The sequence below is a fragment of the Streptomyces lonarensis genome, assembly GCF_012033735.1.
Taxonomy (GTDB): domain Bacteria; phylum Actinomycetota; class Actinomycetes; order Streptomycetales; family Streptomycetaceae; genus Streptomyces; species Streptomyces lonarensis.
Window position 1 is genome coordinate 1 of record NZ_JAAVJD010000194.1, and the last position, 9,990, is coordinate 9,990.

Annotated in this window: 2 protein-coding genes; both read left to right on the forward strand. The window is 72.5% G+C overall.

Annotated elements, in window-relative coordinates; all coding sequences use genetic code 11:
• Positions 1 to 4,354 (forward strand): type I polyketide synthase (locus tag HCN56_RS19710; RefSeq protein WP_167973026.1); only part of this gene is annotated, 4,354 nt, incomplete at its 5' end.
• Between the two features lie 31 nt (positions 4,355 to 4,385).
• Positions 4,386 to 9,990, forward strand: a 5,605-nt coding sequence (locus HCN56_RS26605) for a type I polyketide synthase (RefSeq protein WP_167973028.1), incomplete at its 3' end; no start/stop codon positions are given.

Consider the following 9,990-nt stretch of genomic DNA (forward strand, 5'->3'; position numbering starts at 1 on the left):
ACACATCGACTGGACCAGCGGGAACATCCAGCTCCTCACCGAGCAGCGCCCCTGGCCCGAGACCGACCACCCCCGCCGCGCCGCCGTCTCCTCCTTCGGCATCAGCGGCACCAACAGCCACCTCATCCTCGAACAGGCCCCCGCGCACGCCGAGGACGCCGCCCCGGGGACGGACGCGGACACCGCCGGTCACGGCCCGCTGCCCCTGCTCCTGTCCGCCAGGAGCGAGCAGGCCCTCCGGGACCAGGCCCGGCAGTTGCACACCCACCTCGGGCAGCACCCGGACCTGCGGCCAGCCGCCGCCCGCGCGCTCGCCACCACCCGCACGCTCTTCGAGCACCGCGCCGTGGTCGTCGCGGCGGACGGCGGCGAGGTCGAGGGCTTCGAGCGGGCGCTCGAAGCACTGGCCCAGGGCGAGCCGTCCCCCGCGCTCGTCCGCGGCACACCGCACCTCGGGAAGACCGCGTTCCTCTTCACCGGCCAGGGCTCCCAGCGCTCCGGCATGGGACGTGGGCTGTACGAGACCCAGCCGGTCTTCCGCGCCGCGTTCGACGAGGCGTGCACCGGGCTGGACCGGTACCTCGGTACCGAGCGGCCGCTCAAGGACATCGTCTTCGACGACGACCAGAGCCTGCTCAACCAAACCCGCTACACCCAGGCCGGCCTCTTCGCCATCGAGACGGCGCTCTACCGCCTGATCGAATCGTTCGGCATCGTCCCTGACTACCTCACCGGCCACTCCATCGGCGAACTCACCGCCGCCCACATCGCGGGCGTCCTGTCCCTCGACGACGCCTGCCGGCTCGTCGCCGCCCGCGGCACCCTCATGCAGGCACTCCCCGCCACCGGCGCCATGATCTCCCTGCGCACCACCGAGGACCACGTCCTCCCCCATCTCCAGGGGCGCGAGGAGCAGGTCGCCATCGCCGCGCTCAACGGCCCGACCTCCACCGTGATCTCGGGTGACGAGCAGACGACCACCCACATCGCCGAGGCGCTCGCCGAACAGGGCATCAAGACCAAGCGCCTGACCGTCTCGCACGCCTTCCACTCCCCCCACATGGACACCATGCTGGCGGAGTTCGAACGCGTCTCCGCAGAGCTGGACTTCCAGCCGCCGACCATCCCGATCGTCTCCAACCTCACCGGACAGCTCGCCGACCCCCAGCAGCTCACCACCCCCGGCTACTGGGTCCGCCACGTCCGCGAGGCCGTCCGCTTCCACGACGGCATCCAGACCCTCCACGCCCACGGCGTCCGCCACTTCATCGAACTCGGCCCCGACGGCACCCTCACCACCATGGCCCAGGACAGCCTCACCGAACACGGTCACGCCGACGCCACCTTCATCCCCGTCCTCCACCGCGAGCGGGACGAGCAGCGCACCTTCCTCACCGCCCTCGGCACCGCCCACACGCACGGTGTGCCCGTCGACTGGACCCGGCTCTTCGGCGACGCCCCGGCCCCCGCTCCCGGCCTGCCGACCTACCCCTTCCAGCGCCAGCGCTACTGGCTCGACACGTCGAGGCCCGCCGCCGACAACGCGCGGAAGAGCACCACGCATCCCCTGCTCACGGCGGCCATCACGCTCCCCGCCGGGGAGGGCGCCGTCTTCACCGGCCAGGTCTCGTTCCGCGACCAGCCGTGGCTGAGCGACCACATCGTGCACGGCACGGCCGTGCTGCCCGGCGTCGCCTTCGTCGACCTGCTGCTGCACGCGGCCGGCTATGTCGGCTGCCAGCAGATCGAGGAACTCACCCACCATGCCTTCCTCGCCGTGCCGGAACAGGGCGCACGGCAGCTCCGCGTCACCGTGGGCGCGGCGGACGAGTCGGCGCGGCGGTCGTTCGCCGTGTACTCGTCCCCGACGGGCGAGGCCGGCGAGGAGACGGCCGAGTGGACCCGCCACGCGAGTGGGTTCCTCACCGAAGCACCCCTGGAGCTCGAACCCTCGTTCGACCTCACGGCATGGCCGCCCGTGGGCGCCGAGCCCGTCGACATCGAGGAGTTCTACCGCGGGTTCATCGAGCGCGGATACGAGTACGGGCCGCTGTTCCAGGGCTTCCGCGCCGGCTGGCGGCTCGGTGACGCCATCTACGCGGAGATCGCGCTACCGGACGGCACGGACCCCGAGGCGTACGGCCTGCACCCCGCGCTCCTCGACTCGGCCCTGCACCCGCTGATGCTCTGGTACGGCTCGGGTCCCGTGCGGCTCCCCTTCTCCTGGAGCGATGTCGCGCTGCACGCCGTCGGCCCGACCAGGCTCCGGGTACGGCTGTCCCGTTCGGAGCGCGACGTGTTCTCGCTCGCGGTCGCCGACCCCACCGGCGCTCCGGTCCTGACCATCACGGGCCTCAACATGCGCGAGGTGGCCCCCGACCAGCTCGCGGCGGCCCGCGCCCGGCAGAGCGACGACCTGTACGAGCTGAGCTGGATGACCGTCCCCGCGCCCGCGTCGCAGGACACGGGTCGCTGGGCGGGGCTCGGCGTGCCGGACGTGACCGCGGCGCTGCGCAGGGCCGGGGTCGACGCCGTGGACCACGCGGACCTCATCGGGCTCGGCGAAGCCGGGACGGGCAGCGGCGGCACGCCGCGGATCGTGATGACCGGCGCCTTCGGCTCCGCCGGCGGTGACCTGGCGGCGGACGCGCACACGATGTCCGCGGCCCTGCTGGCGCGGACCCAGGAGTTCCTCGCGGACGAGGCCCTCACCGACGCGCGGCTGCTCGTGCTGACCCGGGGCGCGCTCGCCACGGACCACGACGAGCAGGTGCCCGACCCGGCCGCGGCCACGGCCTGGGGGCTGCTGCGCACGGCGGAGTCGGAGCACCCCGGACGGTTCGTCATCGTCGACATCGACGGGACGGACGCCTCCTACCGTGCGCTCCCCGCCGCGCTCGCCACCGAGGAGCCGCAACTCGCGCTGCGCGGCGGCGAGCTGCGCGTGCCGCGACTGGTACGGGCGAGCCTGCCGGCCCCCGAGGAGAACGCGAGCGACGACGCCGACGGCACGGGCTCCGGACTCGACCCCGACGGCACCGTCCTCATCACCGGCGGCACCGGCACCCTCGGCGGCCTGATCGCGCGGCGCCTCGTGGAGCGTTACGGCGTACGGCACCTGATGCTGGTCAGCCGGCGCGGGGCGGACGCGGCGGGCGCCGTGGAACTCGCCGCCGAGCTGAAGGAGCTGGGCGCCGACGTCACCGTCTCGGCCTGCGACACCACGGACCCCGAGGCGCTCACCGCACTCCTCCAGTGGATTCCGGCCGACCATCCGCTGACGGGCGTCTTCCACACGGCCGGTGTGCTCGACGACACGACCGTCTCCGCGCTGACGCCCGAGCGGCTGTCGGCGGTGCTGCTGCCCAAGGTCGACGCCGCCTACCACCTGCACCGGCTGACGCGGGACCGCGACCTGGCCGCGTTCGTGCTGTTCTCTTCCGTGGCCGGCCTGATCGGCAACGCCGGGCAGGCCAACTACGCGGCGGCGAACACCTTCCTCGACGGGCTCGCCTCCCACCGCAGGGCGCAGGGGCTGCCCGCCCTCTCGCTGGCCTGGGGCCTGTGGCAGCAGACCAGCGGCATCACGGCGGCGCTCGACCCGGTCGGGCGTGCCCGTCTCGGCCGCGGCGGCATCGCCCCGCTGCCGACGGCGCAGGCGCTCGGCCTGCTCGACCTCGCCATCAGCTCGGACCGGGCGCTCCTGGTGCCCGCGCGGCTCGACGTCGGACGGCTCGGCGAGGGCGATGCCCACGTTCCCGCGGTCCTGCACAAGCTGGTGCGCTCCCGCACCCGGCGGGCCGCCCAGGGCGACGCCTCGGCCCCCGGCACGCTGCGGCAGCGGCTCGCGTCGGGCGACGAGGCCAAGCAGTTGGAGATACTCCTCTCCTACCTGCGCGGCCAGGTCGCCGCCATCCTCGGTCACGGCTCGCCCGACGCCATCGATGTCGACCGCGGATTCCTCGAAATGGGTCTCGACTCGCTCACCACGGTCGAGTTCCGCAACAACCTCAACGAGGCCACCGGGCTGCGGCTGCCGCCGACCACGCTGTTCGACTACCCCACGCCGACTCAACTGGCCGCCATGCTGCGGGCCGAAATGGCCCCCGAGTCCGCTCCCGCCGAACTCCCACAGGTGCTCGTCGCCGAGCTGGACCGGTTGGAGAGCAGTCTGCACACCGTCGTCCCTGACATCCGGACCGCGCTCGCCGCCCGCCTACAGGGCTTCCTGCTGAAGCTGAACGGCACGGGAGGCGCGGAAGGAGAGCAGGGGCAGGGATCGGCCATGAAGATCGACGCCGCGACGGACGACGAGATCTTCGACTTCATCGACAACGAGCTCGGGCTGTCGTGACGCGGCAACCGAGGAAGGGCGTCGTCCCATCATGAACGAGGACAAGCTTCGCGACTATCTGAAGCGCGTGACCGCTGACCTTCAGCGGACCCGGCAACGGCTGGCTGAGGCCGAGGCCCGGGATCACGAGCCGATCGCGGTCGTGGGCATGGCCTGCCGGTTCCCGGGTGGGGCCACGACGCCCCAAGGGCTGTGGGAGCTGGTGGCGGAGGGGCGCGACGCGGTGGGCGCGTTCCCCGAGGACCGTGGCTGGGACACCGACAACCTCTTCGACTCCGACCCCGACACGCCGGGCACGTCGTACGCCCGCGAGGGCGGGTTCCTCTACGACGCCGCCGAGTTCGACCCGGACTTCTTCGACATCAGCCCGCGCGAGGCACTCGCGCTCGACCCCCAGCAGCGGCTCCTCCTGGAGACCACCTGGGAGAGCATCGAGAGCGCCGGCATCGCCCCGGCCTCGCTGCGCGGCAGCCGTACCGGCGTGTTCAGCGGCGTGTCGGGGCACGAGTACGCCTCGCTCACCCACCAGGGTGCCGAGGACGTCGAGGGCTACCTGCTGACCGGCAACACCCTCAGCGTCGCCTCCGGGCGCGTCGCCTACACGCTCGGCCTCGAAGGTCCGGCCGTCACGGTCGACACCGCCTGCTCCTCCTCGCTCGTCGCCCTGCACATGGCCTGCCAGTCGCTGCGCAAGGGCGAGTCCTTTATGGCCCTGGCCGGCGGGGCCGCCGTGATGGCGACCCCGGGCATGTTCGTGGAGTTCAGCCGCCAGCGCGGTCTCGCTCTCGACAGCCGCTGCAAGTCCTTCTCGGCCGCCGCCGACGGCGTCGCCTGGGCCGAGGGCGCCGGCATGGTGCTGCTCGAACGGCTCTCGGACGCCGAGGCGAACGGGCACCCGATCCTGGCCGTCATCCGCGGCTCCGCCGTCAACCAGGACGGCAAGAGCAGCCAGCTCACGGCGCCGAACGGCCCCTCGCAGCAGCGCGTCATCCAGGCTGCCCTCACGGACGCGGGTCTGACCAGCGACCAGATCGACGCCGTGGAGGCCCACGGCACCGGCACCTCGCTCGGTGACCCCATCGAGGCCCAGGCGCTGCTGGCCACCTACGGGCAGCACCGGCGTCCCGACCAGCCGCTGTGGCTGGGCTCCTTCAAGTCCAACATCGGGCACGCCCAGGCCGCGGCCGGCATCGGCGGCGTCATCAAGATGATCCAGGGCATCCGGCGGGGGGTGCTGCCCAAGACGCTGCACGTCGACGAGCCCAGCCCACACATCGACTGGACCAGCGGAGACGTCCGGCTCCTGACCGAGCAGCGCCCCTGGCCCGAGACCGACCACCCCCGCCGCGCCGCCGTCTCCTCATTCGGCATCAGCGGCACCAACAGCCACCTCATCCTCGAAGAAGCGCCCGTCCGGGAGCAGGCGGAGGAGCCGGAGACGGAGCTGCCCGCGGCCGGCGGGATCGTGCCGTGGCTGCTCTCGGGCAAGAACGAGCAAGCCCTCCGGGACCAGGCCCGGCAGTTGCGCATCCACCTCGGGCGCAACCCCGAACTGCGCCCCGCCGAGACCGCCCACGCACTCGCCACCACCCGCACGCTCTTCCAGCACCGCGCCGTGCTCGTCGCCGACGACACCGAGCAGTTCGCGCAGGCACTCGACGCACTCGCGCAGGGCAACCCCTCGCCCGCGGTGGTGCAGGGCACACCCCGATCCGGCAAGACCGCGTTCCTCTTCACCGGCCAGGGCTCCCAGCGCTCCGGCATGGGACGTGGGCTGTATGAGACCCAGCCGGTCTTCCGCGCCGCGTTCGACGAGGCGTGCGCCGGGCTGGACCGGTACCTCGGTACCGAGCGGCCGCTCAAGGACATCGTCTTCGACGATGACCAGAGCCTGCTCAACCAAACCCGCTTCACCCAGGCCGGCCTCTTCGCCGTGGAGACGGCGCTCTACCGCCTGGTCGAATCGTTCGGCATCGTCCCGGACTACCTCACCGGCCACTCCATCGGCGAACTCACCGCCGCCCACATCGCGGGCGTCCTGTCGCTCGACGACGCCTGCCGGCTCGTCGCCGCCCGCGGCACCCTCATGCAGGCACTCCCCGCCACCGGCACCATGATCTCCCTGCGCACCACCGAGGAACAGGTACGACCCCTCCTCAAAGGCCGCGAACACCAAGTCTCCATCGCCGCGATCAACGGACCCGCCTCCACCGTCATCTCCGGCGACGACAACGCCGTCACCGAAATCGCCGCGACCCTCGCCGAACAGGGCATCAAGACCAAGCGCCTGACCGTCTCGCACGCCTTCCACTCCCCCCACATGGACACCATGCTGGCGGAGTTCGAACGCGTCGCGACCGGCCTCGACTTCCAGCCGCCCACCATCCCGATCGTCTCCAACCTCACCGGACAGCTCGCCGACCCCCAGCAGCTCACCACCCTCGGCTACTGGGTCCGTCACGTCCGCGAGGCCGTCCGCTTCCACGAGGGCATCCGCACCCTGCACACCCAGGGCGTCTCCCGCTTCGTCGAACTCGGCCCCGACGGCACCCTCACCTCGATGGCCCAGGACAGCCTCACCGAACACGGTCACGCCGACGTCACCTTCATCCCCGTCCTCCACCGCGAACGCGACGAACAGCGCACCTTCCTCACCGCCCTCGGCACCGCCCACACCCGCGGCATCCCCATCGGCTGGACCCGGCTCTTCGCCGGCACGCCTCGGACCACCGCGTTCGACCTGCCGACCTACCCCTTCCAGCGCCAGCGGTACTGGCTGGGCAGCTCACGGGCCGGTCTGGACGCGGGACACCTCGGCCTGACGGTGACCGGTCACCCCGTGCTGACGACGCTGGCCGAGCTTCCCGACAACGGTGGGCACCTCTTCACCGGCCGCGTCAGCGTCTCCGACCCCGACTGGGTGCCCGACCACGCCGTCTTCGGAGCGGCGATCGTGCCGGGTGTCGCCTTCGTCGACCTGCTGCTGCACGCCGCGGAACACGTCGGCTGCGACCGGATCGACGAACTGATCCACCACATCTTCCTGGCCGTACCTGAGCACGGCGCCCTCCAGCTCCGCGTGCTCATCGAGCCCGCCGACGCGTCGGGACAGCGTCCGCTCTCCGTCTACTCCCGGTCCGAGGACGCGCCGGCCGACAGCGAGTGGACCCTCCACGCCACCGGCGCGCTCGCCACCCGTGCGGAGAGCGCTCCGCAGTCCATCGACGGCATCTGGCCCTCCGCCACCGCGGAGCGCATCGATGTCGACGAGTTCTACACCCGGATCTCCGACGCGGGTCTCGGCTACGGGCCGCAGTTCCGCAGGCTCCAGGCGGCCTGGCAGGAGGGGGACACCACCTGGGCGGAGGTGTCGCTCCCCGCCGACGCGAGCCCCGGCGCCTACGGCATCCACCCGGGTCTGCTCGACTCCGTGCTCCAGCCGGGCGCGCTCGTCACGCACGAGGCCGCCGCGGACACGATCCGCATCCCGTTCTCCTGGAGCGGTGTCTCCCTGCACACGACGGGCGCGCGGAATCTTCGCGTCCGTCTCGTCTGGACCACGCCCGAGACGGTGTCCCTGGACATCACCGACCACGCGGGCACCCCCGTGCTGACGGTCGAATCCCTCGCCATGCGGGCTGTCGCCGCCGATCAGGTCGCCGCCGCGCACGCCGCCAACGCGGGAGAGCTCTACCGGGTCGACTGGGTGACGATTCCCACCCCCACGGGCCCGACGCCCAGCACGATCGACGCCCGGTGGGCCGACGCCACCACCCCGGGGAACGAGCACCTCACGGCAACGCCGACCGCGCTCGCCCCCAAGGCACCGGTCGTGGCCCCGACCGCTGAGGGCGGCACCGCGTCCGGGTCCGAGGTGTTCGTGACGTGGTGCGTCGCACGCGAGGACGCCGACCCGGTGCAGGCCACCCACGCGCTCACGCAGCACGTGCTCGGCCTCGTCCAGCGGATCGTCTCCGACGACGAACGGCCCGACTCCCGCCTGGTCGTCCTCACCCGCAACGCCACCTCCACCGGCCCGAGCGACCGGCCGGCCGACCTGGCGGGCGCCTCGGTCTGGGGGCTCCTCCGGTCCGTCCAGGCCGAACACCCCGACCGCTTCACCCTCGTCGACCTCGACCAGTCGGAAGCCTCGCTCAAGGCGCTGCCCAGGGCCCTGGCCACCGCGGAGCCCCAGCTCGCCGTCCGCAACGGGCAACTGCTCGGCCCGCGCCTCGCCCACGGCGAAGCCGCCACCGAGCCCGCGCGGTTCGACCCGGAGAAGACAGTCCTGATCACCGGCGGCACGGGCGGCCTCGGCCGGCTCCTCGCCCACCACCTCGTCACCACCCACGGCGTCAAGCACCTGCTGCTCATCAGCCGGAAGGGCCCGAAGACCCCGAGCAGCATCGTCACCGACCTCGCCGCACTGGGTGCCAGGGTCACGATCGCCGCCTGCGACGCCGCCGACGAGAAGTCGCTGGCCTCGCTCCTCGACTCCCTGCCCCACGAGCACCCGCTCGGCGCCGTCGTCCACTGCGCCGGCGTCCTCGACGACGGCATCGCGACCGCGCTCACCCCCGAGCGTCTCGCCGGCGTGCTCCGCCCGAAGGTCGACGCGGCCTGGAACCTCCACCGCCTCACCCGCGACAAGGACCTCGACGCCTTCGTCCTCTTCTCCTCGGCAGTGGGCACGCTCGGCGCTCCCGGGCAGTCCAACTACGGCGCGGCGAACGGCTTCCTCGACGCACTGGCCCGGCACCGCCATGCCTCCGGGCTGCCCGCCAAGTCCCTGGCCTGGGGCCTGTGGGAGGACACCGCCGGCGGCATGGCCGGCACCCTCGACCAGCAGGACCGCGCCCGCATGGGACGCAACGGACTCCTGCCGATCCCGGCGGACCTCGGTCTGGCGCACTTCGACGCGGCACTCGTCGCGGCGGAGCCCGTGCTCGTCCCGGCCAAGTTCGACCTCGCCGGCCTCCGCACCCGCGCCGCGTCTGCGCCGCTCCCGCCGATGTTCCGCGGACTGATCCGCACCCCGATCCGCGCCGCGGCGCAGCACACCGGGGCGGGCCAGGATGTCGACGCGCTCCGCCAGTCGCTCGCCGGCCGGCCCGAGGCGGAGCAGCACGAGATTCTGCTGCGCTTCCTCCGCGGTCACGTCGCGACCGTCCTCGGGCACAACTCGCCCGACGCGATCGACGCCGATGTCTCGTTCAAGGAGCTTGGCTTCGACTCGCTCAGCTCCGTGGAGCTGCGCAACGCGCTCAACAAGGCGTCGGGGATGCGGCTGCCGTCGACCCTGCTCTTCGACTACCCCACCCCCACCACGCTCGCCACCCACATCAGGGCCGCGATCGCCGACACGGCACACGCGGCGGCCGTCACGACCCGGAAGCCAATCGTTCCCGCCTCCGTCACGAGCGCCGACGAGCCGATCGCGATCGTGGGCATGGCCTGCCGCTTCCCCGGCGGCGCCAACACCCCCGAGGACCTGTGGCAGCTCGTGGCCGAGGGCCGGGACGCGGTCGGCGCGTTCCCCGAGGACCGCGGCTGGGACCTGGAGAACCTCTTCGATCCCGACCCCGACGCGCTCGGGAAGTCCTACGCCCGCGAGGGCGGCTTCCTCTACGACGCGG